This is a genomic window from Fusicatenibacter saccharivorans (assembly GCF_015557635.1).
GTDB lineage: Bacteria > Bacillota > Clostridia > Lachnospirales > Lachnospiraceae > Fusicatenibacter > Fusicatenibacter saccharivorans.
Genome location: NZ_JADNOP010000005.1, coordinates 154719 through 179505 on the forward strand (window position 1 = coordinate 154719; position 24787 = coordinate 179505).

Sequence of the window (24787 nt, forward strand, 5' to 3'; positions counted from 1 at the left end):
TTCTATGCGTAAAAACAAAACGTATCACCGGAAAAAGACGGTTCTTCTGTGGGTACTCTGCATGGGAATGATGGTCGGACTTGCCGGGCGGCTGGTGTATCTGTGTGTGTTCCGGTCCGTCTATTATTCCGAGAAGGCGGATGATCTGCACGAGCGGGAGCGCGGGATCAAGGCGGCGCGCGGCCGGATTCTTGATGCAAACGGGGAAGTTCTCGCGGCAAACCGCACGGTCTGTACGATTTCCGTGATCCACAGCCAGATCGAGGAGCCGGAGGCGGTGATTGCGATGCTGGTAAAAGAGCTTGGAATTTCGGAGGAGACGGCGCGGAAACGCGTGGAGAAGCGGTCTTCAATCGAGCGTGTCAAGACGAATGTGGACAAGAAGACGGGTGATACCATCCGGTCGTACGGATACGCGGGGGTAAAAGTGGATGAGGATTTCAAGCGGTATTACCCCAAAGGGAAGCTGGCGTCGCGCGTTATCGGCTTCACCGGAGGCGATAATCAGGGCATCATCGGGCTGGAGGTGGAATATGAGGAAATTTTAAAAGGAATCAACGGAAAAATCCTGACGACAACGGATGCGCGCGGGATTGAGCAGAACGGCATCGGGGAGAGCCGCCAGGAGCCGGTGGCGGGAAGGGACTTAAAGGTCAGCCTGGATGTCAATATCCAGGCGTACTGCCAGCAGGCAGCGGAAAAGGCGATGGCAGAAAAACAGGCGGACAGCGTCTCGATTCTTCTTATGAATCCGCAGAACGGAGAAATCTATGCCTGTGTCAATGTGCCGGAGTTCGACCTCAACGATCCGTTCACGCTGCAGCAGGATACAACGGGACTTTCGGAAAAAGAAATTCAGGATCTGCTGAACCAGATGTGGCGGAATGCCTGCATCAACGATACGTACGAGCCGGGATCTACCTTTAAGATCATCACGATGTCGGCGGGACTTTCGGAGGGCGTTGTGTCGCCGAACGATTCGTTTTTCTGTCCCGGCTACAAAATCGTGGAGGACCGCCGGATCCACTGCCACAAGCGGACGGGACACGGAGCCGAAAACTTCGTGCAGGGCGCGCAGAACTCGTGCAACCCGGTGTTCATTGAAGTGGGGCTGCGGCTCGGTGTGGAAAAGTTCTGTGATTACTTCCGGAATTTCGGCCTGATGGAAAAGACGGGGATCGATCTGCCGGGCGAGGCATCGACGATTATGCACAAGGAGGAAAACATCGGAGAGGTTGAGCTTGCGACGATGGCATTCGGCCAGTCCTTCCAGATCACGCCGATCCGCCTGGCGGCGACGGTCTCTGCGCTCGTCAACGGCGGAAAAATGGTGACGCCGCATGTCGCAACGGATGTGCTCGATGAAGAAGGAAATGTTGTAAAGCATCTGAATTTTCCGGAAAAAGAAGGGGTTCTTTCGGAAGAAACTTCCAGGACGGTGCGCGAAATTCTGGAAAGCGTCGTTTCAGAAGGGTCTGGAAAGAATGCGTACCTCGAGGGATATTCCATCGGCGGAAAGACGGCAACTTCGCAGACACTTCCGCGGAGCGCCAACCGCTATATTTCCTCATTCCTCGGCTTCACCCCGGCGGAGCATCCGACGGTGCTGGGGCTTTGCATTATCCGCAATCCGCAGGGCGTCTACTACGGCGGAACGATCTGCGCGCCGGTGATCCGCGATATCTTTTCCAATGTACTTCCGTATCTCGGTATTGGACACAATTCTCAGGAAACCTGAGAATTGTGTCCTTCGCAGCCCTCATTTAAAGTTTTGCTTCGCAAAAGGAGGGCTGCTCACACCTGAATCACTTTCTTACGCAGCGAAACAGCAAGTGTTTCACTGCTGAGCGAACCGTAACTTGGATTATAAAAGAAGGTTGCGAAACAGAACAAAAAGCTATATACTGAATAGGCTGGAGAAAATATTTTGACATGCCTGTTCCGTACACAATCCGTACAAAAAGGAAGAGGTGCGTCTATGAAAAGAGAAATGATCCTGCCGGTTCTTCTTTCCTTTGGCATCAGCCTGGCGCTGGGGCCGGTTCTGATCCCGTTTCTGCGAAAAGTCAAAGCGGGGCAGAAGGAGCGGGAAGAGGGTGTGCCGAGCCACCAGAAAAAAGCGGGAACCCCGACGATGGGCGGCGTGATGTTTCTGGCGGCGTTTACCGCAGTTTCCCTCCTTTTCCGGAAAGAGGGAGCGGAAGTGGTTCCGGTGCTGTTTCTGACGCTTGGTTTTGGCCTGATCGGCTTTCTCGATGACTATCTGAAAGTCGTGCTGCACCGCAGCGACGGGCTGTACCCGAAGCAGAAAATGGCACTGCAGGCAGTGATTACAGCAGTCTTTCTGTGGTATTTGGCGCGTTTTTCCGGAATTTCCCTCCGGATGCGCATTCCGTTCCTTCCAGGCAAAGAGCTGGACGCAGGGATTTTTACGATTCCGTTTCTCGCCTTTGTGATTCTTGGAACGGTCAACGGTGTCAACTTTACCGACGGCCTTGACGGACTGGCGGCGAGTGTGACGATTTTAAATGCTGTTTTCTTTTCCGTGGCATCGATCGGCCTCGGAAACGGTGTTTCCCCGTCCCCGCTTGCGGTTATCGGGAGTCTGCTGGGGTTTCTGGTATTCAATGTATTTCCTGCCCGCGTCTTTATGGGCGATACCGGAAGTCTGGCACTCGGCGGTTTCGTCTCGGGAATGGCGTGTTTCTTACGTCTCCCCTTATTTCTGCCGCTTGTGGGATTCATTTATATGATGGAGATTCTCTCTGTGATCCTGCAGGTGTCATTCTTCAAACTGACGAAGGGAAAACGGATCTTCAAGATGACGCCGATCCATCACCATTTCGAGCTGATGGGCTGGTCGGAGACACAGATTGTGACGGTGTTTGCTACAATCACAGCGATACTATGCCTGATCGCATTGATGGGGCTTTAAAATATGGAGGTAATCAAACATGATTTTCGCAGGAAAAAAAGTACTGGTTTTCGGAACCGGAAAGAGTGGAATTGCAGCGGAGGAGCTGCTGCACAAGAAAGGTGCTTCTGTCGTTCTTTACGATGGAAATGACAAACTCGAAAAAGAAGAAATCTTAAAAAAATTAGAGAGCCGTGACAGCGTGGAAGTTGTCTTAGGCGAGCTCCCGGAGGAGATGCTCGACAGCCTTGATCTTGTCGTTTTAAGCCCGGGCGTTCCGACGGATCTGCCGGTTGTCCTTAAAATGAAAGAAAAAGAGATCCCGGTCATCGGTGAAGTGGAGCTGGCGTATCAGGTAAGCCGCGGAAAAGTGCTTGCGATTACCGGTACTAACGGAAAGACCACCACAACATCGCTGCTCGGCGAGATCATGAAAGCATATCAGCCGGAAGTAAAAGTGGTCGGAAACATCGGAACCCCGTACACATCCGCGGCACTCGACACGACAGATGATACCGTAACGGTTGCCGAGATCAGCAGCTTCCAGCTGGAAACCATCAAAGAGTTCCATCCGGCGGCAAGTGCGATCACAAACATTACCGAGGATCATCTGAACCGCCATCACACGATGGAAGAGTATATCCGCGTGAAAGAGTGTATCACCGAAAATCAGACGATGGATGATCTCTGTGTGCTGAATTATGAGGACGAAATCCTGCGCCCGTTCGGCGAGAAACTGATGGCAGAGAAGAAAGTACAGGTGATGTACTTCTCGAGTCTGCGTGCGTTAAAGGACGGCATCTATTATCAGGACGGCGAAATCCGCATTGCAAAGAACGGCGAGACGGAGCTTCTGACCAGAACCGACGACTTAAAACTGCTCGGCCTACATAATTTTGAAAACGTCATGGTTGCTTCTGCGATGGCACTTCATGCAGGCGTGCCGATGGAAACTGTCCGCAAAGTCATTCAGGAGTTTGCAGGGGTAGAGCACCGCATCGAGTATGTCTGCGAGAAGGACGGCGTGGCATATTACAACGATTCCAAGGGAACGAATCCGGATGCGGCCATCAAAGGCATCCAGGCGATGAACCGCCCGACTCTGCTGATCGGCGGCGGCTACGACAAGCAGTCCACCTACGAAGAGTGGATTCAGGCATTCGATGGAAAGGTACGTTTCCTGGTTTTGATCGGAGATACGAAAGAGAAGATCGCAAAAGCGGCAAGAAACGTCGGATTCAACGACATTATCATGGCAGACAACTTAAAAGAAGCCGTACAGATCTGCCACGACAAGGCAAATGCAGGGGATGCGGTTCTTCTTTCCCCGGCCTGCGCAAGCTGGGATCAGTTTAAGAGCTATGAGCAGCGCGGTGAGCTGTTTAAGGAGTACGTAAGAGCACTGTAAAAACGTCATATCAGGAAACTATCCCGCATAAGCTGAAAAAGAGCGAACGGCGGGTGTGGCGCGGATGCGGAAGGAAAAAGAGAAAAAAATAGATGGGACGCTGCTGGTGACGGTATGGATTCTGCTTGGCCTTGGCCTTGTGATTCTGTACAGCGCCAGCGCGTATAACGGCCGGGTCAGATTCCATGACCCGGCTTATTATTTCAAGAAGCAGCTCTTTGCAAGTGCGCTCGGTGTGATCGGTATGTATGCGGTTGCAAAAATAGATTACCGGCGGCTGTTTGCACTGGCACCGTGGTTTTATGCGGCTTCCCTTGCGCTCTCGACGGCGGTGCTCTTTTTCGGAAGTGAGTACAACGGCTCGAAGCGGTGGTTAAAGCTTGGCCCCTTATCGTTCCAGCCCTCGGAATTTGCCAAGATGGCGGTGATTCTCTTCCTGCCCTGGGTGATGGAGCACACGAAAGGCCGGCCCGACAGTCTCTGGTTTATGACAAAGGCGGTGCTGTGCACCCTGCCGATTGCAGCGCTTGTCGGAAGCAATAACTTAAGTACGGCGATTATTTTGCTCGGAATCTGTGCATTTCTGATTTTTATTTCACATCCGGGCTACCTGCCGTTTCTCGGAATCGGAGGCGCCGGCATCGGGTTTATTGCCGTTTTTCTGATGATGGAGAGCTACCGCCTCGAACGCCTTGCCATCTGGCGCAACCCGGAGGCGTACGAGAAGGGGTTCCAGACCATTCAGGGACTCTATGCGATCGGCAGCGGGAGAATCTTTGGCTGCGGGCTTGGAAAAGGCCTGCAGAAGCTTGGCTTTGTGCCGGAAGCGCAGAATGATATGATCTTTTCGATTATCTGTGAGGAGGGCGGACTGTTCGGCGCCTGCCTGGTGATCGCCGTGTTTGCGGTGCTGATCTGGCGCTTGATGGTTATTTCGATCCATGCGCGGGATCTTGGCGGAGCACTGATTGCGGGCGGAATTATGGGGCATATTGCGCTTCAGGTGATCCTGAACATCGCGGTTGTGACAAATACGATTCCGAATACCGGCATTACGCTGCCTTTTATCAGTTACGGCGGCACCTCCGTGTTGTTTCTGCTCGGCGAGATGGGGCTTGCCCTGTCGGTCTCGAGGGACACCGATTAAAAAGGCGGAAAAGCGCTGCAGAACGGGAACAAAACGGGAGTGTAATGCATACCGTAAAAAGAGAGGCCGGATGGGAGAGAACAGGTGGGAGTATATCAGATTCTCGGCGGAAGGCGGCTTTGCGGAACGGTAACAGTCCAGGGTTCCAAAAATGCCGTTCTTCCCATGATCGCGGCGGCGGTTCTGACAAAAGAGGAGGTCGTGCTGGAAGGCTGCCCGAAGATTTCCGATGTGGAGGATATGGCGGAGATTGTAAGAAGCCTTGGCGGAACAGTCTGGTGGGAGAGGAATGCGCTCCACATGAACTGTGAAAAGATCGAAAAAAGCCGTGTGGAGGGAGCGCTTTCGAAGAGACTGCGCGCCTCTCTTTTGTTTCTGGGAAGTCTTCTTGCAAGGACAGGGGAGGCATACCTTGCAGGGGCCGGCGGCTGCCGGATCGGAAAGCGGCCGACGGACCTGCATCAGAGGGCAATGGAGCTTCTGGGAGCCGAGGTCTTCGAGGAGGACGGCACCATTCGGGCAAAGGCAGATCATCCGAAAGGAGCCGTGCTCTGCTTTCCGAAAAAGAGTGTCGGGGCGACGGAAAATGCGGTTCTTTTTGCTGTCGGAGCGGAAGGTGCAACAAGGCTGGAGCACTGTGCGCGGGAGCCGGAAGTGGTTCATCTCTGCCGGTTTCTTAAGGCCATGGGAGCGGAGATTACCGGCGAGGGGACGGAGCAGATTACCGTTTACGGAAGGCAGGGAAAGAGACTGCTGTCCGGCTGCCGGTATCGTGTTCCGGGTGACCGGATCGCGGCAGGGACGTATCTTCTGATGGGCGCGGCGACGCGGGGGCACCTGACGCTTTCCGGCGCGCCGCTGGACGAAATGGGGGCGGTTCTGTCCCTCTATCAGAAAATAGGTGGACAATATACAAGGAAGAGTGGTACACTGGTAGCAGACAGCAAAAACGTGCAGCATGCTGTTCCGTACGTGGAGACAGAGGAATATCCCGGTTTTCCGACGGATCTGCAGTCGCTGTATCTGGCGGCAGCGATGACGCTGGAAGGAAAGAGCTGTATCTGTGAAAATGTATTTGAGGACCGCCTCCGGACGGCAGAGGAGCTGCAGAAAATGGGCGGTACGCTGCAGATCTGCGGAAAATGGCTGACGGCCGAAAAAAGCCGTCTGCACGGTGCAGAAGTTGTTTCCCAGGATCTTCGGGGCGGCGCGGCACTCGTATCGGCGGCGCTTGCCGCAGAAGGATTTTCCACAATCCGGCAGACAGAACTGATTGAGCGGGGGTATGAACGGTTTCCAGAAACGCTCCGGGAACTCGGAGCCAAGATTATCGTAGAAAAAGAAATATGAGACAGAAAAAAAACAGAAAAAAGAAGAAAAACAGAAAAATACGGATTCTGACCGGGGTGGTGCTTGGCGTCGGCCTTGCAGGTGCCTTGTTTTTTAATGTGTTCAAAATCCGCAATATCCAGGTGGCGGGGAACACCCGGTATACAAAAGATGAAATCAAAGAGATGGTCGCGGACGACAAGTGGATGAAAAACACGGTGCTTCTTACGACGTTTCATTCGAAGGTTGATATGAGCGATATTCCTTTTATGAACTCCGTGGAGTTTACGTTTGTAAGCTATGACACCATCTGCATCCAGGTAAATGAGAAAAAAGTGGTCGGTTATGTCGAGTACGAAGGCCAGAAGGTCTATTTTGACAAGAACGGCATCGTGCTGGAGTGCGTGGACGAGGAGCAGGAAACACCTGCGGAGGGTGAGCCTTCCGACGGAACCGCCTCCGATGGAACGAGTGCGGATGGATCCCTTACGAGTGAGCCGCTTGCATCCGAAAGCGTATCATCCGATGGCACAGCATCCGAAAGCAGTACGTCCGACGGTGCGCTCTCGGCGGATACGATTAAAAGTGCACGTGTGACAACGACAGACTTTCAGCCGACCCTTTCCGATGTTCCGCTTGTAACAGGACTTACGTTTGACTATGTGACCGTGAACAAGCAGCTCCCGGTTGAAAAACCGGCAGTTTTCCGCACCATGCTCGCACTTACGAGAATGACGGAGAAATACAATATCACGCCGGACAGTGTGGAATTTAATGAGAACAGCGAAATTATTCTGCATTACTATGATACCGTGCGGATTCTGCTTGGAACCGATACGGCGTTAGAAGAAAAGATGACGCGCGTAGCAGCAATCCTGCCGAGCCTTTCCGGTCTTTCCGGAGAACTCCATATGGAGGATTACAAGGACGGCGACAGCAGCTTTGTCTTCTCGAAAGATGTATAAGAGGAAAGGAAAGCCGTCAAAAAAACGCAATAATCCTGAATTTTTTATGAAATACGAAAAAAACAGTTGATTATTTTCCGAAGAAATTATATTATATCTTTATGTATGACCATCAGAATATCAGACTATTTTGAGATAGACAGCAGTTCATAATCAAAAGGAGGAAGTTGAAATTGTTAGAGATCATGACAAATGAGGCAGAATCATCTGCAAAGATTATCGTAATCGGTGTAGGTGGTGCAGGAAATAATGCTGTAAATAGAATGGTGGAGGAATCCATCGGCGGCGTTGAATTCGTTGGAATCAACACCGATAAACAGGCGCTGACCCTCTGTAAGGCACCTACCATTCTCCAGATCGGCGAGAAGCTGACCAAGGGACTGGGCGCAGGAGCAAAACCTGAGGTTGGAGAGAAAGCAGCCGAGGAGAGCATCGAAGAGCTCAAACAGATCATGGAAGGCGCTGATATGGTATTCGTCACCTGCGGTATGGGCGGCGGAACCGGAACAGGTGCAGCACCGGTTGTAGCAGGCGTTGCAAAAGAAATGGGCATTCTGACTGTCGGCGTTGTAACAAAACCGTTCAAATTCGAGGCAAGAACCCGTATGAGCAATGCGCTGATGGGAATCGAAAAACTCGAGGAAAACGTAGATACCCTGATCGTGATCCCGAACGACAAACTTCTTGAAATCGTAGACCGCCGGACAACCATGCCGGAGGCATTAAAGAAAGCAGACGAGGTTCTGCAGCAGGCCGTACAGGGCATCACAGACCTGATCAACCTGCCGGCACTCATCAACCTCGACTTCGCAGATGTTCAGACCGTTATGACCGACAAGGGTATCGCCCACATCGGTATCGGCGAGGCAAAGGGCGACGACAAAGCGCTCGAGGCTGTACAGCAGGCTGTTTCCAGTCCGCTGCTTGAGACCACCATCGAGGGTGCAAGCCACGTTATCATCAACATTTCCGGAGATATCTCCCTTATGGATGCAAACGATGCTGCAAGTTACGTACAGAATCTGGCTGGAGAGGATGCAAACATCATCTTCGGTGCTATGTATGATGATTCTGTTACCGATACAGCGAAGATCACCGTTATCGCAACAGGTCTCAACGATGCAACGGCGAAACAGGCAAGCGTATCCCGCAAAGAGCCTGCAGATGCAAGAAAGAGCGCATTTTCCAGCAGCAGCTTCTCTGCACAGGCAGCCGCTCCGGTACACACTGCTCCGAAAGCTTCCGCTCCGGTACAGCCGCAGCCACAGGTTCAGGTGCAGCCGCAGGTACAGGCTCAGCAGACCATGACAAGCAATGTTCCGAAAAAGGACATCCAGATCCCGGATTTCTTAAGAAACCGCAGATAAGCAAAGAATAATAAGCAAATAACGAATTTACCTCGACACGCCGCAGACCGAAAATGTTGCGGCGTGTCGAAGTTTGTTGATCAAAAAAGAAGGTCATTCTTCCGAAAACGACAAAAAATTCACCCCCTTCCGTCTATAATAGGGTCTGTTAGAAATTCAGACCATGCAAAAGGCGCAGGGGGTGTTTTTTTGCACTATGAGATCTTTCTGGATCTTCTCTTTGCAGAGAATCTTCTGCTGAATTATACTATTCTGCGTCTTTCCTCCTTTCTTCTGAAACGATCTGCCACGCGAAGAAGGAGTTTTGCGGCAGCCGCGCTCGGCGCCGGTTATGCGGTGCTGTATGCCGTGTTTGCACGGTATCTGCCGGGTGCGCTGCTCGCCCTGGTCGGAATCGGAATTACAACAGGGATGGTGAAATCTGGCTGCAGAATCACGACAGTACGGGATCTTGTGGTGGGAATGGCAGGCTATATACTGTCCGGTTTTCTGATCGGCAGTGCATACCGCCTGTTCCGGGAGCTGATGCCGGGAAGGGGAATTTTTCTTTTTCTTCTTTCCGGGAGTGCCGCATATGCGGGAACACTCCTCCTGCTGAAGATCCGAAAGGAGATACTCCTGGAACACGCCAGGCAGGTTACGGTACAGCTTGTGCAGAATGGGAAATGGAAAAAAGTAAAAGGACTGTACGACACGGGCAATACTTTGCGGGATGCCACAACCAAAAAGCCGGTCTCGGTCGTACCGTACACTGTGATACTCGAATTGTTCCCGGACGAAATGCGGACAGGGATTGCGGCGCTTGCAAGGCACGAGACGGTGCCGGAGCCGGAACGGCTTCTTGCGCTGCAGCCCCGTTACATACCGTTTCGCGGACTGGAAGGCCGGGGCTTTCTGCCGGTGATCCGGATCTCGGAAATGATTCTTGTGACAGAACATACAGCCAGGCACATAAGCGGACCGCTGATTGCGCTTGGCGGAGAAAATAGTTCATCTCCCAGGGGCTATGAAATAATTTTGCATCCAGATCTCATGGAAGGACAGGAGGAATGAAGTATGCTGCAGGCTGCACTGCCAAACGGATTCCGGCTTCGTATGCTGCCGCGGTCCGTGCCGGCTGTATTTCGTCAGACAGGGGAAATTTTCTATATCGGAGGCGCAGATGTTCTCCCGGCACCTTTGGAAGGACAGGAGGAGGCCGATGCGATTGCGGGGCTTTCCGATCCGGAAAACGAGACGGCAAGGAGCGAGCTGATCGAACACAACCTGCGTCTCGTCGTCTACATTGCACAGAAATTTGATAATACAGGAGTTGGTGTGGAGGATCTGATTTCGATTGGAACCATCGGCCTCATCAAGGCAATTAACACGTTCAATCCGGAAAAAAAGATCAAGCTTGCCACGTACGCGTCCCGGTGCATTGAGAACGAGATTCTGATGTATCTGCGGAGAAATAACAAGACACGGATGGAGGTCTCGATCGATGAGCCGCTCAATGTAGACTGGGATGGAAATGAGCTTCTTTTGTCGGATATCCTCGGAACGGAGGAGGATGTGATCTATCAGGGGCTCGAGCAGGAGGCGGAACATCGCGTGCTGGGAAGCGCAATCAGCAAGCTCTCTGAGCGGGAGCAGGTGATCGTGAAACTCCGGTTTGGCATCAATATGCCGGAGGGGCGGGAGAAAACGCAGAAAGAAGTCGCGGATCTTCTTGGAATTTCACAGTCGTATATTTCGCGTCTGGAAAAACGGATTATGAAACGGCTGCGGAAAGAGATTGCGCGGTATGAATAGAGCATAAAAATGCCCTGCCCGGAGGAAAAACCATTGTTTTGGTCCCGGGCAGGACATGATTTGCTGCTTGTTTTAAGAAATGATCGTTTTATCGTGTTTCAAAACGGCATACGCTGCAGGCGTGCGGAGCAAGAGAAGCAGAAAAACCGCCGTTTAAAGAAAGTGCTTTACCGCTCCAGAGTTCTTTCGCCGCAACAGACTCCAGTGGGCAGTCTGCATCGGCAAGTGTGGAAGAAACCGTCTGCGGTGCATCCGAAAGATTAAAAAGTGCAACGTAGGTTGTTCCGGTTGTGTCATCCTTTGCATACCACACAGCTTCATTGTCTGTACGCGTGATCTGATGCGGACGAACGGACGGAGGCAGCATCGCGAGAATATCCGTGTTCGTAAGAAGTGCCAGTGTATCGTCATCGAGAAGCGTCATTTCGGCACCGAGCATCAGTGGAGAGCCGAAGAGACACCAGAGTGTCATCATCGTTTTCTGCTCATCCGGGGTAAAATACGTATGATGTTCTGTAGCAAAACCTTTTCCGAGTTCGCCAAGCGGCAGCATATCACAGTCCGGATAACAGCCGGCAGAGACGTGGCTCTGCCAGAGCTCGCAACGCTGGAACATATCCTTTAACTGTGCCCAGTTGTCCCAGAAATCATCGGTGATGCGCCAGAGATTCGCGTGCTTTTCATAGAACCATGCTTTCTCTATGAGCGCAGGTCCCGGAGACAGAGAGAGGACGATCGGCCGTCCGCATTTTTGGATGGCATTCGAGAGCATCTCGATCTCATGCGCAGCTGCAAACGGATTTTTGTGCATGTTGGTATTACAGATATCATCGCATTTAATGTAATCAACACCCCAGGAAGCGTAGAGCTCCAGCAGGGAATCATAGTAAAGCTGTCCTTCCGGAAGATCGCGTACACCGTACATATCCGGATTCCAGCCGCAGATGACCGTAGGATCGGCAACGTGTTCAGCACCAAGAGAACTGTTCTTGATCTTTCCGTGATGATGTGCAGCGATTCGCGGAATACCGCGCATGATGTGAATTCCGAATTTCAGCCCCAGACTGTGTACATAGTCGGCAAGTGGTTTAAAGCCGGAACCGTCTGCAGAAGATGGAAAACGTTCGGGATCCGGCAGCAGACGGGAGTATTCGTCCATTTCCAGTTCAGAGAATGGAATATACTGATACCGGTCGCGCATGGAACCGGCCTTTTTTGCATACCACTGGATATCCACTACAATATACTCCCAGCCATATGCTTTTAAGTGCTTTGCCATATAGTCGGCATTTGCCTTTACCGCAGCCTCGTCCACGGTTGTATCATAGTAATCGTAGCTGTTCCAGCCCATCGGTGGGGTTGGTGCACATGTATTTTTGTTTGTCAGATGCATAAGAAAAAACTCCTTTCTAAAGCAATGCTTGTTTTTTTCTGATAAGAAAAGTATAATAAAGGACATAGTGCAAAACAAGAAGACAAACCGGATAAAAGAGGTAATTTTTTGATGGAAGATCTGATCGGAGTATATGGAATCCTGGATCTGGATCACTGGCCGAACGCTCCGTTTTTGCTGCTGGACGGCGGGGTGGAAAAGAGATGGAAGGAACCGTATGCATTTCATAATACAGACCGCGGAACATATTCCGGATGGCTGATGCAGTATACGCTTTCGGGAACAGGATGGTTTGAAAAAAACGGAAAAACGTATGAAATGCGTCCCGGGAGAGGATTTTTGTGTCAGATTCCGGAGAATAGCAGATATTATCTGCATCCGGAATCCGAAGAACCATGGATTTTTCTGTATTTTCATTTTCGTGGAAGTGCAGTGTCCTATGCGGCAGAACGACTGTTTGAAAAAACAGGAGATGTTTTTTATGCGGATGCAGATAGCGAGCCAATTCGGACTGCACTGCAGATGCATCGAAAACTGAAAAACGGTTACCGGTCGGAACCGTATGAATGCGGTGTGTTTTTGTATCAGTTTTTTTGTTCTCTTCTGCGGGAGGTACAGCGTCCGGAGCGGAAGCAGACACATTTTTTTGTTCGGGAAGCGATACGGCAGATGGATACCGACTGCGCATCTGTGCAGGGGATTGAACAGCTGGCAGAACAGAGCCGGGTTTCCTTTGCCCATTTTACGAGATGCTTCCGGGAGGAAACAGGCGTTTCTCCCATGCAGTATCTTCAGGAAGCGAGAATTCGCAAAGCGATGACGCTGCTCTTGAATACCGGAAAGAGTGTGGAAGAGATTGCAGCAGAAACCGGATTTTCCAGTGGAAACTATTTTGGAAAAGTATTCCGTCACCATATGGGAATCTCGCCGTCGGCATACCGGAAAGAACGGCAGAACGGTGCTGTCTGAAGTTTTGGTTTTGTACGAAGATGTACTTGCGGAGAAATTCCGGGAGTATGGAAGAAAAAAGGGAGGAACAAAAAGAAATGGAACGAGAAACATTCCAATCGCGCCTTGGCTTTCTTCTGCTTTCGGCAGGATGTGCCATCGGCATCGGAAATGTATGGAAATTTCCGTATATGGTAGGAAACAACGGAGGCGGCATTTTCGTGCTGTTTTACCTGCTGTTCCTTGCCATCATGGGAGTTCCGATTCTGTCGATGGAGCTTGCCATCGGAAGAGGAAGCAAAAAGAGTACCGTGCGCGCGTATGGGGAACTGGAAAAGAAAGGGCAGAAGTGGCATATCCACGGATACGTTGCCCTCATCGGAAACTATCTGCTGATGATGTTCTACACCGTCGTTGCAGGCTGGATGCTGTACTATTTCTACAGCTTTTTAATCGGAAAATTCAGCGGCCTGACAGGCGACGCCGTAACCGGAAAATTCAACGAGATGCTTTCATCTCCGTCGATTCTTGTCATTACCATGCTGATTATTACAATTGCAGGCTTTCTGATCTGTTCGGTGGGTCTGCAGAACGGCGTGGAGCGTGTTACAAAGGTGATGATGATCGTGTTGATGGTCATCATGATTTTCCTTGCGGTTTACAGCTTTACGATGCCGGGTGCCAAAGAGGGACTGAAATTCTATCTGGTGCCGGATATGCAGCAGATCGAACAGGTGGGACTGTTCCACATTATCACAAACGCGATGAGCCAGGCATTTTTTACGCTGAGCCTTGGTATCGGCGCGATGCTGATTTTCGGCAGCTACTTAAACGGCGGAAAATCCCTGCTCGGCGAGGCAGTCAGCATTGCAGCGCTCGATACGTTTGTAGCGATTACCGCAGGCCTCATCATTTTCCCGGCGTGCTTCTCCTACAACGTACAGCCGGACAGCGGCCCGAAGCTGATCTTTATGACGCTGCCGCACATTTTCACCTCGATGAAGGGCGGACGGATTTTCGGAAGCTTCTTCTTCCTGTTCCTGTTCTTTGCGGCGCTGTCTACCATCATCGCTGTATTTGAGAATATCATGTGCTGTTTTTCTGAGATTTTCGGCGTTTCCAGAAAACAGTCAGCCATCATCAACTGCATTCTGGTGATCTTAGGATCCCTGCCGTGTGCACTCGGCTACAATGTGTGGTCCGGATTCCAGCCGCTCGGCGCAGGAAGCACCGTTCTTGATCTTGAGGACTTTATCGTCAGCAACCTTCTGCTGCCGGTCGGCTCTCTGATTTACCTTCTGTTCTGTACTTCAAAATGGGGCTGGGGCTTCAAAAACTACCAGGCAGAGGCAAATAAGGGCGGGGGCCTGAAAGTGCCGGACTGGGTACGGGTTTATCTTTCTTATATTCTGCCGTTGCTGCTTCTGGTATTAATTGTCCAGGGACTGATCGGATAAGACAGGAACAAAAAGGTCAATATCAGACGAAAAAAAGATAAGAAAAGAACTGGAAAAAAAGCCAGGAATACGAGATAATAAAAGACAAGAGACCAGAACAGGTGCCGGGACCCGGAAGTATCAGGTGTCCCGGCACTTGTCGGATCAGAAAGGATACAGGAGAAAGGGGAACAAAATGGGAAAATTTACACCACTGGATTTCAACAAATATGCAGCACTGGCCCGTCAGGCAGCGGCAGAAGGCTGTGTACTTCTGAAAAACGAAAATGAGGCACTCCCGCTTCGAAAAGGAGACAAAGTGGCTGTTTTCGGAAGAATTGCATTCCACTATTATAAGAGCGGACTTGGCTCCGGCGGTCTTGTCAATACGAAATACGTTGTCGGTATTCTGGATGCCTTAAAAGAAGAAAAAGACATTACACTCGACGAGAATCTTCTTGGAACATACGAAAAATGGATCGAGAAAAATCCGTACGACGAAGGACAGGGCTGGGGCAAGGTGCCGTGGTCCCAAAAAGAGATGGAGCTGACCGACGAGATCGTGGAGAGTGCAAAAGGCGCCGATGCAGCCATCGTTGTTGTAGGCCGTACCGCAGGTGAGGATCAGGACAACAAAAATGAGGCAGGCAGCTATCTCTTAACCGATACTGAAAAAGAGATGGTAGAAAAAGTCAGCAAAGCATTTGCAAGAACAATCGTTGTGCTGAACGTCGGAAACATTATCGACATGAAATGGGTGAAAGAGTGCAATCCGGCAGCTGTTCTCTATGTATGGCAGGGTGGTCAGGAAGGCGGAAACGGTGTTGCCGATGTACTGATGGGAAGAGTCAATCCGTGCGGTAAGCTGACCGACACGATTGCAGAGAATATCGAGGACTATCCGTCCCAAAGCTGCTTCGGCGATCTGACCCGCAATGAGTACAAAGAGGATATCTACGTCGGATACCGCTACTTTGAGACCTTTGCAAAAGAGAAAGTATTGTATCCGTTCGGTTTTGGTCTTTCCTATACGACATTTGCCGTGACCGCAGAGGCCAAAGAGAAAGATGTTGACAATGTAACCGTGACGGCAACCGTTGAAAATACCGGCAAAACGGATGGTAAAGAGGTTGTTCAGGTTTATGTAAAAGCTCCGCAGGGTGTTCTTGGAAAACCATCCCGCGCACTCGTCGGTTTTGCAAAGACCGGTGTTCTTGCACCAGGCGCAAAAGAGACGCTGACGATCGATGTGACCAAAGAGAGCTTTGCATCCTACGATGACAGCGGTGCAACCGGCCACAAATCCTGCTACGTACTCGAAGAGGGCAGTTATGAGTTCTACGTCGGAAGCGATGTCAGAAGCGCAGCCTTTGCCGGTGCATACGAGCAGCCGTTCAAAGTGGTTGAGATCCTGACCGAGGCTATGGCTCCGGTAGAAGCATTTGAGCGCATGAAAGCTGTTCCGGGCGAAGACGGAACGTTAAAACCGGGATATGAGGCAGCTCCTCTACGCACCGTAGATCCGATCGAGCGCATGAAAGAAAACCGCATGGAGCCGATCACCTATACCGGTGACAAAGGCTACAAGCTCGGTGATGTCCTGGATAAGAAAGTAACGATGGAAGAGTTCGTGGCACAGCTTTCCGATGAAGATCTGATCTGCATCTTCCGCGGCGAGGGCATGTGCAGCCCGAAGGTTACTCCGGGAACCGCAGCAGCATTCGGCGGCCTGACACCGGAACTGCAGGAATTCGGTATTCCGGCAGCCTGCTGTACCGACGGCCCGTCCGGACTCCGCTTTGACTGCGGAACGAGAGCCTTCTCCATGCCGAACGGAACCCTGCTTGGCTGTACGTTTGACCTTCCGCTGGTAGAAGATCTGTACGAGATGGCAGGACGCGAGATGAGACAGAACCGTGTCGATGCCTTGCTCGGACCTGGTATGAATATTCACAGAAACCCGCTGAACGGCCGTAACTTTGAGTATATCTCCGAGGATCCGTACCTGACCGGATGGATCAGTGCCGTACAGATTCTTGGTATGGAAAAATCCGATGTAACCGGAACCATCAAACATTTCTGTGCAAATAACCAGGAGTCCAACCGACATCATGTGGACGCCGTTGTTTCCGAGCGTGCCCTGCGTGAAATCTATCTGAAGGGATATGAAATCGCAGTCAAAGAAGGCGGCGCAAGATCCATCATGAGCACTTACGGACCGGTCAACGGCATCTGGACTGCAGGAAATTACGATCTTCTGACCACGATTCTGCGCGGCGAGTGGAACTACGACGGCTTCGTTATGACTGACTGGTGGGCAATGTCAAACCGTGAGGGATATGAAGCAACCAAAACAACCCATGCACCGATGGTATCTGCCGGAAACGATGTCTTCATGGTATGCACCGACTGCTCCGATATGGGACAGGACGATGTGAAAGAGGCACTGGAAAACGGCGAGATCACAAGAGGCGACCTGCAGAGAAATGCGATGAATGTCCTGCATTTCATCCTTGGAACTCCAAGCATCTTACGGTTCCTGGACCGCATCAGCGAGGAAGAGAAAGAAGCACAGGAGCAGATGGGCGACAACGATTTCGTTGCAGCAGATCTTGTAACATACGAGGCAGATCCGGCAACGGGAGATGTTGTGATTGACGCATCCGCATGGAACACGAAAAAAGGAAACAGTGAAGTATGCGGTGTTACGATTCTGGCTGACAAGATGGGAACGTACGATATCGAAATCGAGATGAAATCCGATCTGGAAGACCTCGCACAGCTGCCGGTAACCGTGTACATCGACAATATCGTAAAAACTATGATCAGCATCCGCGGAACAAAAGGTGAGTGGATCAAAGAGACGAGAGACCTTGGCTTCTTCTTCGGCCCGAACCACTACCTGAAGCTGTACTTCGGCGCAAATGGTCTGGAGCTTGGAAAGATCCGCCTGAAGTTAAGAGAAGGCATGGAAGTACTGAGCAAACACGAGGAATAAATAAAAAAAGAAATACAGAGAAAAACCGGAACCCGGGAGCCGCTGTTTGAAAGCGGTGCCGGGTTCCGGTTTTTCGTATGAAAGAAGATTTTTATGGAAGAAGCTGTTTTTTAGTGAAGCTCGTCCTCATCCACATCAATCACATTGTCATCGTGCAGGATTTTCTGCTGGTTGATCTCTGTCTGGATGACGTTTTTGATCCGGCGTTTTGCGCGGCCCATGTAGTAGGTGGTGACAAGATCGGAAATGCCGCTGTAGACAAGGCAGATACCGATGAAAATGTTTGTGGTTGCAACGGCATCAAACGGATTGGTACAGATGATGATGCCGAGAACGCTGGTTAAAAGAGCCAGCAGGAACTCAAGCCACCATTTTTCCAGCCCTGTTTTTTTGAGGTTGAACGCCTTCTGAATGCTGAGCAGTCCGTTTGCCAGAAGGATGATACCGATGACAACCGGGATGAATGCGATTACAAGGTCACTTTCAAAGATAACGAAGCAGCCGAACAGAATCAGTACCAGGGCAACGAACAGATCGTAGCGGAAGAAAAACGGCTCGCCGCGGCTTGCAATGTAGCGGATCAACGCAACAACGCCGCCAAACAGGAGCAGTGCTCCGGCGATATAACAGATCAGCAAACTCGTTTTTACGGGGTAGACGATCAGCACGATACCTAGTATAATAGAGACAGCGGCTGAAAGCAGGAAACTGTTTTTCACATCCTGAAAAAATTGTTTCATAAGGATTCTCCTTTCCACTTGAATGTGGTTTTTCGTTTGCTTTTATAGTAGCTTTTCAAAGCAGAAAAAGCAATGGACAAATTGAAAAAAATGTACGAAGAAATGGAATCGTGAAACGGAAGAAAGAGAGGGTAAAAAAGATGCAGGACGAACAGAAAAAGTTCCAGGAGAAGCTCTCCGAATTGCTGTCATACGCCAGAGACCATGAAAATAAAGTAACGATGAAAGAAGTCAGAGACTTTTTTGAAGACTTTGCACTGGATGAGCAGAAAGTCACCTTTGTCTGCGAATATCTGACGATGGAGCAGGTCGATGTGGCAGATTATGAGCCGGGCGTCGTGCTGGAGGAGACCGAAAAAGAAAAGAAAAAACCGGAGTTTTCCGAGGAGGAGCTGCGTGCCTTACAGCAGTATCTTGACGAACTGCCGGAGACAGAAACACCGTCGGAGGAAGAAACGGCAGAGCTTTACCGGAAAGCGGCAGAGGGCGATTCCCTTGCAAAGAGCATGCTCGTGCAGCTCTGGCTTCCGAAAGTTATTGAGACCGCAAAAGAAATGCACACCCGCGATTTCTTCCTGATGGATCTGGTGCAGGAGGGAAATGTCGGACTTTTAGTAGCGCTGGAGTCCGTTGTAAAAGCTGAGACGGCGGAGCAGGCGATTGATGCGGCTGTGCGTGAGACGATCAGCGATTTCATGGAAGAACACAGAGTTCAGAAACACAAGGACAATACTGTAGTCAATAAAGTAAACCGCTTAAAAGACGCCATCGAGGAACTCTCCGACGGCGATGACATGGATTTCAGTGTGGCAGAGCTTTCCGCGTATCTTGACATGTCCGTGGAAGAGATTGAGGATATTCTGCGGATTGCAGGCGAAGAGCCGTAACAAAAGGCTGGTATTTGCACAGAAACTGTGTGAATTGGCAATAAAACAAAAGCAAAGGAGAAAAATACAATGGTACATCATATTGTTATGTGGAAATTCAAACCGGAAGTAGAGGATGCAAAGAAACCGGAGCTGAAAAAAGCGATGGCAGAGAACCTGAAAAGCCTGGTCGGCAAAGTGCCGGGATTGTTGACGGTTGACTTTGTAGAAGCACCGCTTGCATCTTCCACCCATGATATGGCACTTGTCACAACCCTGGAAAAAGCAGAGGATGTAGCTGTATATGCAAAACATCCGGAGCACGTAAAAGTAGCAGACACCTATGTACGTCCGTACACAACGGAGCGTGCGGCACTCGATTACGAAGAGTAAAAACAAATACGGACTTTAGAGCGTGTCTGAAAAACCATTTCCGCAATCTGCAAGCCCCACTTTGCGGGAGATTTTACCCTCATTCGGTTGCCGTAGCCCGCTACGCCGCCCTCATTCGGATAAAATCTCCCACAAACTGGGACTCGCAGCTCACGAAAAGCCTTTTTCAGACACGCTCTAGCTCGTTGCCCGCGTAAATAAAAAAGTATCCCGCTTCCCCAAAAGGAACGGGATACTTTTTTTGTGCCGAGAAGATCAATTCCTGATCTGGTGAATACGTTTCATTTAAGTGTTTTTCTGTTCTTCCTTCTGCAGTTCGTCAATTGTAAGCAGCAGCTCATCGATGGAAACCTCTTCGTCCTTCGGATCTTCCGTAAATTCTCTGACCAGTTCTTCGTACGTTCTTCTTCTGTGTTCCAGCGCTTTCCGCGACCGCTCCCGCCGGATGCGTCGGACATACCGCAGGCGGAGGACAAAGAGCAGAATCAGAACGAGAAGGACAAACGGCATCGCCAGAAAAACAGGATCTGCCTTCCGGATACGGGCAAAAAGGGATGCACCGGCCGAGGCAAGATGGCGGAACCAGGAAGCGGCATGCACAGTGCTTTTCCAGAACGCTGCGAAATGGGAAGCCACAGATGAGAAGGAAACCGTGGATGATGCCGGTGCTTTGGAAATGGCCGGTTCCGGTGTCTGGGTTATGGCCGGTGTTTCGGTCGGCGTCGCAGTGGCAGTCGGCGTCGGTGTCGCCGTCGGAACCGGTTCAAACGTTACGGCAAGGGTATGATCCTTCTGGATATCGGAAAATGTGTAGCTGTCCGGATATTCCGTCACCGGCAGATACAAGCCGTCCACCGAGAGTTTCGCGAGCCGGAAGCCTTCGTCTGCCGTGTAGGAAACGGTTTTTTCCTCTCCGCGGGAAACTTCCCCGCCCTCGGACACCGAGCCATGCTCCGCCGCGGAAGTGGAAACCGTGAACAGATACGGCACCCGGGTGCGGTAGAACTGCACGTACCGTCCACCATCTGCCTTTGTTACGTTTACAATCGCAATAAATTCCCCAGGATTTGTCTCGCAGAGGCCCTCTGGTTCATTGATGGTGATATCGTCGGAAAAGCCAAAATCAACCGTGTCGTCCGCAAGCAGTGTTTTCTGCGAGAGCGAGTATGTCTGGATAAAGTTTCCGATTCCGAGATGCATCGTCAGCGGAAAAAGAAAAAAGAGATCGCCGGAAACACAGAGATCCTGAAAGTTTTCCATGTAAAAATCGAAGGGATACGTGCCCCAGTCATCCACCACCTGAAGTGAGACATCGAGGAGTTTAAAGCCGTAGCCGCCGTCCGCATCGGTCTGGATCAGATAGCCGCCGGTGGAGGGAAGATAATCAATACCGAGAATATTGTAGCTTGTCGAGAGCTGGATCCGCTCTTTCTGCTCGAGAGTATCCGGGTCGAGGCGGAAGATACATCCGTAATTGGAAGCATCCGGGCTGCTGTAGCCGCTCACGAGGATTTCATGTGTGACGGGATTGTATGCCATACCGTTTGCGTGAGCAAAGTCTGCGTCCCTTACCTGATGCGCGAGGGAATACTGCGTAACGGGATTTCCGTCTGCGTCTGTATCATTTTTATAGTAGGCAGAGACTACGTCCGGCTCTGTCGTCAGATCATTAAAATTTTCGATGCAGATGATATAATCTTCCGTCGCACAGACGGACTGCACCGCGCCGTTGCTGCCGAGAATCGGATATTCCCCGACCAGTTCCCAGGAGGCACCAGTAAACGGCGTACTGGAGGCAAAACCAGCCTGGCAGAGCATGGGGTGAGTCAGAAAGAGAAAAATGCCCAGAAAAAGGGCAAGAAAAAACCGGCCGGATTTCTTGCCGGTGGGAGATTTTAACGAAAAATTTGTAAATGCAAGCCGCATATGATGTGTAGGTCCTTTCTTACAGAAAAAAGGTGAACTTTTTCTGTCATCCTATCTTACCACGGAACCGGCGGAAAGTAAATGAAGGAGGGATGGAGATTTTCTTACATATCGTTTAAGAAAATGTAATAATTTTGTAGTGTTTGCCGATGCAAAGTAGTTGTAAACATTTTGCCGTCTTGGTAAAATAAACATAACAGAATTCAGAAAATTGTGAAGAAAAAGGAAAGGCAGAGAACCGATGATTAGAATCAAAGATATTGCAGACCGCGCAGGGGTCAGCCCGACGACGGTTTCGAATGTAATACACGGAAAGACAGGGCGCGTCTCAAAGGCGACGGTCGAGAAAATCAACCGGATTTTAAAGGAGATGGAGTACGTGCCGAGTATCAGCGCGCGCATGCTGGCGAACAACAGCTCCGGTCTCATTGGTGTGGCGCTTGGTTTCATGAAGAAAGGAAATGCATCTTCCTTTGAGGATCCCTTTGTGTCGGCAATGCTCGGAAATCTGGAATATCAGATCCGGGAACACGGCTATTATATGATGCTGGTTGCGCGCCATGAGCAGGACGACATTATGCAGCAGGCGCTCGGCTGGAATTTTGACGGCATGATTGCGATGGCTCTGAAGGAAAAGGAGATTGCAGAGCTCTCGGAACGTCTCGGAAAACCGCTGGTAACCATTGATCAGTATCTCCCGCCGGAACTTGGAGTCCGCTCCATTACGATGGATGACTGCGGCGGTGCGTACCAGATGAGTCAGTACCTGATTGGAAAGGGACATAAAAAATTTCTCTTTTTATCCGACTGCGATCTCGGGGTTGACCACTATCGGTGGCTCGGTGTGCGTCAGGCGATGGAGGAGGCGGGAATTGAGGACATTGAAAGTCGCCATATTGTGATCCCGTGGAATCCAGAGCAGAGGGAGAAGGCATATGAGGAGATGCTTCCGTTCTTCAAAAAACAGACAGCGCTCTTTTTTTCATCGGATTACTATGCACTTGAAGCATCCAACTTTCTGCAGAACAGGGGAATAAAGGTTCCGGAGGAAATTTCAATTGCGGGCTTTGATGATGTTACCTATGCGACACTTGCGCGGCCGAAGCTGACTACCGTGCATCAGATGGTGGATGGAAAAGCACGCCGTGCCGTAGAAGTCCTGATGCACTTGATCCAGGATGAGCCGGTACAAAAAGATATTCCGCCATTGCCGACAACGCTGGTGGAGAGGGAGTCGGTAAGAGATCTGACGAAGTAAATAGTTACCAAGTTTACAGAAAAACTCTTGTAGAAACTGCTGGTTTTGCGCAAAACTATTGAAAAATCACCGTGAGGTATGGTAAACTGTGCTTGCAAACGACAGAATCAAAGAACCAGACACGTTCTGGGGATGAAATAAAGGAGGTAAAAAAATGGACAAAAAATGGTGGAAAGAAGCCGTAGTGTATCAGATTTATCCGCGCAGCTTCATGGACAGCAACGGAGACGGTATCGGAGATTTAAATGGTATCACATCCCGTCTGGATTATCTGAAGGATCTTGGCGTAGATGTTATCTGGCTGTCTCCGGTGTACCAGTCACCAAACGATGACAATGGATATGATATCAGCGATTACCGGGCAATCATGCAGGAGTTCGGAACAATGGAGGATTTTGACCGCATGCTTTCGGAGATGCATAAAAGAGGCATCAGGCTGGTCATGGACCTTGTTGTCAATCATACTTCAGATGAACACAAATGGTTCGTGGAGAGCCGCAAATCGAAAGACAATCCATACCGCGATTATTATATCTGGCGTGATGCAAAAGAGGGAAAAGAGCCAAACAACTGGGGAAGCTGCTTCTCCGGTTCCGCATGGAAATACGATCCGCAGACAGAGATGTATTATCTGCATCTGTTCTCAACAAAACAGCCTGATCTGAACTGGGAGAACCCGGCGGTTCGAAAAGAAGTTTTCGATATGATGAACTGGTGGTGTGAAAAAGGCATTGACGGTTTCCGGATGGACGTTATCAGCATGATCTCCAAACCGGAAGGGCTGCCGGACGGAAAAATTCCGGAGGGCGGACTCTACGGTGATTCCGGCTGCGTAAACGGACCGCACGTTCATGAGTATCTGCAGGAGATGAACAGGGAAGTCCTCTCCAAATACGATCTGATGACGGTTGGTGAGTGTGCCGGTGTCACGATCGAGGAGGCAGAAAAATATGCATCCGCAGATGGCAAAGAGCTCAGCATGGTATTCCAGTTCGAGCTGGTAGATCTGGCAAGCGGAACATACGGCAAATGGACGGACAAACGCGTACCGCTCAAAGATTTCAAACGCGTCATGACAGCATGGCAGACGGAGCTTGAGGGAAAGGCATGGAACAGCCTATTCCTTGGAAACCACGACCAGCCGCGCTGCCTGTCCCGTTTCGGCGATGATTCACCGGAATACCGTGTGGTAAGTGCCAAAATGCTGGCAACCTGCCTTCATATGATGCAGGGTACCCCGTATGTATACCAGGGCGATGAGCTTGGCATGAAGAATGTTCCGTTCCACGATCTGTCCGAGTTCCGCGATATTGAGAGCATCAACGCGTTCCACGAGCTGACCGGAGCCGGAAAAGTAGCGCCGGACGACATGATGCGCTACCTGAACCTGCGCGGAAGAGACAATGCAAGAACTCCGATGCAGTGGGATGATACCGCTTCGGCAGGATTTACCACAGGAACACCGTGGATCAAGGTCGGACCGGATTACGAGACCGTCAATGCCAAGAATGAGATGGCGGATCCGGATTCTGTATACAATTATTACAAGAAACTGATTCATCTCCGGAAAGAGAAGGATATCATGGTTTACGGAACGTACGAGCTGCTCGATCCGGAGGACGAGGCACTGTATGTATATACCAGAACCTTAGGCGACCAGAAACTCCTCGTGATGTGCAATTTTACAAAAGAGGAGCAGGAATACACGGTTCCGGAAACCTTTGCGGGAGCAGATGTACTGATCAGCAACTATCCACAGAGCGGCGCAGCAGCGGGGGCAAGAAAACTGCGTGCGTATGAGGCAGTTGTTCTGGAAACCAAATAAAAAATGCAGAGGAACCTGTGGCAGAACGGACTTTTGCCACAGGTTCCCGTTCTCAAAATACGGCAAAAACCGGTAAGAGT

19 protein-coding genes and 2 pseudogenes are annotated in these 24787 nt (G+C 50.6%); 17 read left to right on the top strand and 4 right to left on the bottom strand.

Annotated features, from left to right (window positions below):
• Window positions 1–4 precede the first annotated feature (4 nt).
• The 9 genes from I2G42_RS06135 to sigE all read left to right on the top strand — a co-directional run bounded on the left by I2G42_RS06135 (window position 5) and on the right by sigE (window position 10924).
• Window positions 5–1738, top strand: a complete 1734-nt coding sequence (locus I2G42_RS06135; protein WP_055226956.1) for a peptidoglycan D,D-transpeptidase FtsI family protein — start codon at window positions 5–7, stop codon at window positions 1736–1738.
• A gap of 240 nt (window positions 1739–1978) precedes the next feature.
• The gene (gene mraY / locus I2G42_RS06140) at window positions 1979–2935 is read left to right on the top strand and encodes a phospho-N-acetylmuramoyl-pentapeptide-transferase (protein ID WP_055226954.1); all 957 of its coding nucleotides are present in this window, start codon (window positions 1979–1981) and stop codon (window positions 2933–2935) included.
• A 19-nt stretch (window positions 2936–2954) separates the two neighbouring features.
• Window positions 2955–4322, top strand: coding sequence for a UDP-N-acetylmuramoyl-L-alanine--D-glutamate ligase (murD, locus tag I2G42_RS06145; protein ID WP_055226952.1), 1368 nt, complete (start codon window positions 2955–2957; stop codon window positions 4320–4322).
• A gap of 64 nt (window positions 4323–4386) precedes the next feature.
• Window positions 4387–5469, top strand: a complete 1083-nt coding sequence (locus tag I2G42_RS06150; protein ID WP_195530853.1) for an FtsW/RodA/SpoVE family cell cycle protein — start codon at window positions 4387–4389, stop codon at window positions 5467–5469.
• Window positions 5470–5553: 84 nt separating this feature from the next.
• Window positions 5554–6819 (top strand): UDP-N-acetylglucosamine 1-carboxyvinyltransferase, encoded by a 1266-nt coding sequence (gene murA / locus I2G42_RS06155; RefSeq protein ID WP_117814330.1) that lies wholly within the window; start codon window positions 5554–5556, stop codon window positions 6817–6819.
• Window positions 6816–7763 carry a cell division protein FtsQ/DivIB gene (locus I2G42_RS06160; protein WP_195530854.1) on the top strand — a complete coding sequence of 316 codons (948 nt, stop codon included), beginning with the start codon at window positions 6816–6818 and terminating at the stop codon, window positions 7761–7763. The genes murA and I2G42_RS06160 overlap by 4 nt, the downstream gene beginning before the upstream one ends.
• Window positions 7764–7948: 185 nt before the next feature.
• Window positions 7949–9130 carry a cell division protein FtsZ gene (gene ftsZ / locus I2G42_RS06165; RefSeq protein ID WP_055219889.1) on the top strand — a complete coding sequence of 394 codons (1182 nt, stop codon included), beginning with the start codon at window positions 7949–7951 and terminating at the stop codon, window positions 9128–9130.
• A 189-nt stretch (window positions 9131–9319) separates the two neighbouring features.
• Window positions 9320–10183, top strand: coding sequence for a sigma-E processing peptidase SpoIIGA (locus I2G42_RS06170; RefSeq protein ID WP_055265761.1), 864 nt, complete (start codon window positions 9320–9322; stop codon window positions 10181–10183).
• A gap of 42 nt (window positions 10184–10225) precedes the next feature.
• On the top strand, window positions 10226–10924 hold the full coding sequence (sigE, locus tag I2G42_RS06175; RefSeq protein WP_330611279.1) for an RNA polymerase sporulation sigma factor SigE: 699 nt from the start codon (window positions 10226–10228) through the stop codon (window positions 10922–10924).
• Window positions 10925–11012: 88 nt separating this feature from the next.
• Here the strand turns inward: sigE and I2G42_RS06180 are convergent, their stop codons facing one another.
• Window positions 11013–12317 carry a glycoside hydrolase family 27 protein gene (locus I2G42_RS06180; protein WP_117801959.1) on the bottom strand — a complete coding sequence of 435 codons (1305 nt, stop codon included), beginning with the start codon at window positions 12315–12317 and terminating at the stop codon, window positions 11013–11015.
• A 111-nt stretch (window positions 12318–12428) separates the two neighbouring features.
• Between I2G42_RS06180 and I2G42_RS06185 the strand changes: the two genes are divergently transcribed.
• The 3 genes from I2G42_RS06185 to I2G42_RS06195 all read left to right on the top strand — a co-directional run bounded on the left by I2G42_RS06185 (window position 12429) and on the right by I2G42_RS06195 (window position 17699).
• On the top strand, window positions 12429–13286 hold the full coding sequence (locus I2G42_RS06185) for an AraC family transcriptional regulator (protein WP_117509636.1): 858 nt from the start codon (window positions 12429–12431) through the stop codon (window positions 13284–13286).
• Between the two features lie 77 nt (window positions 13287–13363).
• Complete coding sequence (locus I2G42_RS06190) at window positions 13364–14722, top strand: sodium-dependent transporter (RefSeq protein WP_055226948.1); 1359 nt, start codon at window positions 13364–13366, stop codon at window positions 14720–14722.
• Window positions 14723–14897: 175 nt separating this feature from the next.
• Entirely contained in the window at window positions 14898–17699 is a 2802-nt protein-coding gene (locus I2G42_RS06195; RefSeq protein ID WP_173827962.1) for a glycoside hydrolase family 3 protein, read from the top strand.
• A gap of 110 nt (window positions 17700–17809) precedes the next feature.
• On the opposite strand, the gene I2G42_RS06200 is transcribed toward I2G42_RS06195, so the two are convergent.
• Window positions 17810–18439, bottom strand: coding sequence for an HdeD family acid-resistance protein (locus tag I2G42_RS06200; RefSeq protein WP_022462612.1), 630 nt, complete (start codon window positions 18437–18439; stop codon window positions 17810–17812).
• Window positions 18440–18579: 140 nt separating this feature from the next.
• Here I2G42_RS06200 and I2G42_RS06205 point away from each other — a divergent pair, with 140 nt between their 5' ends.
• The 3 genes and pseudogenes from I2G42_RS06205 to I2G42_RS16800 form a co-directional block, all read left to right on the top strand.
• The gene (locus I2G42_RS06205) at window positions 18580–19326 is read left to right on the top strand and encodes an RNA polymerase sigma factor region1.1 domain-containing protein (RefSeq protein WP_195530856.1); all 747 of its coding nucleotides are present in this window, start codon (window positions 18580–18582) and stop codon (window positions 19324–19326) included.
• A 69-nt stretch (window positions 19327–19395) separates the two neighbouring features.
• Window positions 19396–19698, top strand: a complete 303-nt coding sequence (locus tag I2G42_RS06210; protein WP_022462610.1) for a Dabb family protein — start codon at window positions 19396–19398, stop codon at window positions 19696–19698.
• Window positions 19608–19826 (top strand): annotated as a pseudogene (locus I2G42_RS16800) (DUF6783 domain-containing protein); the annotation flags it as partial. The gene I2G42_RS06210 and the pseudogene I2G42_RS16800, both read left to right, overlap by 91 nt.
• Here the strand turns inward: I2G42_RS16800 and I2G42_RS16805 are convergent.
• Window positions 19770–19958: pseudogene (locus I2G42_RS16805) on the bottom strand (DUF6783 domain-containing protein); the annotation flags it as partial. The pseudogenes I2G42_RS16800 and I2G42_RS16805 sit on opposite strands and share 57 nt — an antisense overlap.
• 25 nt (window positions 19959–19983) lie before the next feature.
• Entirely contained in the window at window positions 19984–21624 is a 1641-nt protein-coding gene (locus I2G42_RS06215) for an InlB B-repeat-containing protein (protein WP_195530857.1), read from the bottom strand.
• Window positions 21625–21865: 241 nt separating this feature from the next.
• Here I2G42_RS06215 and I2G42_RS06220 point away from each other — a divergent pair, with 241 nt between their 5' ends.
• Window positions 21866–22882 (top strand): LacI family DNA-binding transcriptional regulator, encoded by a 1017-nt coding sequence (locus I2G42_RS06220; RefSeq protein WP_055226940.1) that lies wholly within the window; start codon window positions 21866–21868, stop codon window positions 22880–22882.
• Between the two features lie 154 nt (window positions 22883–23036).
• Window positions 23037–24707: a glycoside hydrolase family 13 protein gene (locus I2G42_RS06225; RefSeq protein ID WP_022462607.1), complete on the top strand. Its 1671-nt coding sequence runs from the start codon at window positions 23037–23039 to the stop codon at window positions 24705–24707.
• Window positions 24708–24787: the final 80 nt, after the last annotated feature.

Bases quoted from the DNA above. Each gene is read 5' to 3' on its own strand.
- I2G42_RS06135 (WP_055226956.1), top strand. From the start codon at position 5: ATGCGTAAAAACAAAACGTATCACCGGAAAAAGACGGTTCTTCTGTGG.
- mraY (WP_055226954.1), top strand. From the start codon at position 1,979: ATGAAAAGAGAAATGATCCTGCCGGTTCTTCTTTCCTTTGGCATCAGC.
- murD (WP_055226952.1), top strand. From the start codon at position 2,955: ATGATTTTCGCAGGAAAAAAAGTACTGGTTTTCGGAACCGGAAAGAGT.
- I2G42_RS06150 (WP_195530853.1), top strand. From the start codon at position 4,387: ATGCGGAAGGAAAAAGAGAAAAAAATAGATGGGACGCTGCTGGTGACG.
- I2G42_RS06160 (WP_195530854.1), top strand. From the start codon at position 6,816: ATGAGACAGAAAAAAAACAGAAAAAAGAAGAAAAACAGAAAAATACGG.
- ftsZ (WP_055219889.1), top strand. From the start codon at position 7,949: ATGACAAATGAGGCAGAATCATCTGCAAAGATTATCGTAATCGGTGTA.
- sigE (WP_330611279.1), top strand. From the start codon at position 10,226: ATGCTGCCGCGGTCCGTGCCGGCTGTATTTCGTCAGACAGGGGAAATT.
- I2G42_RS06180 (WP_117801959.1), bottom strand. From the start codon at position 12,317: ATGCATCTGACAAACAAAAATACATGTGCACCAACCCCACCGATGGGC.
- I2G42_RS06185 (WP_117509636.1), top strand. From the start codon at position 12,429: ATGGAAGATCTGATCGGAGTATATGGAATCCTGGATCTGGATCACTGG.
- I2G42_RS06190 (WP_055226948.1), top strand. From the start codon at position 13,364: ATGGAACGAGAAACATTCCAATCGCGCCTTGGCTTTCTTCTGCTTTCG.
- I2G42_RS06195 (WP_173827962.1), top strand. From the start codon at position 14,898: ATGGGAAAATTTACACCACTGGATTTCAACAAATATGCAGCACTGGCC.
- I2G42_RS06200 (WP_022462612.1), bottom strand. From the start codon at position 18,439: ATGAAACAATTTTTTCAGGATGTGAAAAACAGTTTCCTGCTTTCAGCC.
- I2G42_RS06205 (WP_195530856.1), top strand. From the start codon at position 18,580: ATGCAGGACGAACAGAAAAAGTTCCAGGAGAAGCTCTCCGAATTGCTG.
- I2G42_RS06210 (WP_022462610.1), top strand. From the start codon at position 19,396: ATGGTACATCATATTGTTATGTGGAAATTCAAACCGGAAGTAGAGGAT.
- I2G42_RS06215 (WP_195530857.1), bottom strand. From the start codon at position 21,624: ATGCGGCTTGCATTTACAAATTTTTCGTTAAAATCTCCCACCGGCAAG.
- I2G42_RS06220 (WP_055226940.1), top strand. From the start codon at position 21,866: ATGATTAGAATCAAAGATATTGCAGACCGCGCAGGGGTCAGCCCGACG.
- I2G42_RS06225 (WP_022462607.1), top strand. From the start codon at position 23,037: ATGGACAAAAAATGGTGGAAAGAAGCCGTAGTGTATCAGATTTATCCG.